The sequence below is a fragment of the Virgibacillus sp. M23 genome (assembly GCF_034190895.1).
GTDB classification, from domain to species: Bacteria; Bacillota; Bacilli; order Bacillales; family Amphibacillaceae; genus Virgibacillus; species Virgibacillus salarius.
On sequence record NZ_JAWDHA010000128.1, the window covers coordinates 1 to 995 of the forward strand.

Here is a 995-nt window from a genome sequence, read left to right on the forward strand (position 1 = left end):
GTAGCAAGAATTTGGATATGATTCTTCTTGTTGGCGGATTGGGTATGCCCCCCTTTCCGTCTTCTTTCTTTTAAATAGGTATCTCTCTGTTTTTGTTGCTCTTCGGTTAATCGTTGTACGACTACACGTGCATGAAATGTATTTTTTCCCTTAACACCTAATTGAATGAACCCATAATCCTGTATCTCTCCTGGAGCTAGATGCATGGCATCTTCTTCAGGCTTTATTTGGATTCTTCGTTGCTTGTCATCCAATGTCCAATAGGTCATATTGGCAGGAACACGAGTAATATAATAGGCTCCTGCTCGATCTATTTTTTTAAAGTGATCTCCTGAGAAATAGCCGAGGTCACGCAAGATAAGGTCCTCTTCTCCTATTGTATCTGCCAATTCTTCAGCTGCATCGTGATCACTGTCTCTTGGTCCATAGAACAACGTATGCAAAAAATTCCCTTGATACAGCTCATATTCTAATTGTATTTTCACTCCATCCCAATAACTCGCGGTGTTCTTTTTTACTTGAAAGGATGTGCCATCCAAGATACGGATCCGAGAAAAAGGATAATCAGATGGAGATGGTAACGATAACATCTGTTGTTTTTCCGCTAACCGCATAAAAACTTGTTTTAAAAAAGCCACTCCTTTCTCGTCTAATCGTTGATGTAAGGCTTGTTTAGATATGGATATTTCTGATTCACGAGAAAGGGAGGCACAGAGCTGTCCTAGCCCCTCCGTACCAACTTTTTCATGTAAGAAGGCACATATACTTAAGAAATCTTCCGGCATTATCTTCTTCAATCGTTGTACAAAACCTGATTCCCGAGCAACATTGCGAAGTTCAGAAATAGATAAAATATCGTGCACACTCTTTACAAACGAGTCAAAATGATATTGCTTAGCCATACGTAATCCCTCCAAATTATTCCATTTATAATGTCAGAATAACGAATAACTTTATGGTTTTTAAAATATCCTGCTTAACTTGACGGCTATGGG

The 995-nt window shown here is 39.0% G+C and carries 1 protein-coding gene; it reads right to left on the bottom strand.

The genetic code is table 11. The features are described from left to right. Positions 1-902: IS4 family transposase (locus tag RVS70_RS21560; protein ID WP_321134763.1), on the bottom strand; the 902-nt coding region annotated here is incomplete at its 3' end. Positions 903-995 lie beyond the last annotated feature (93 nt).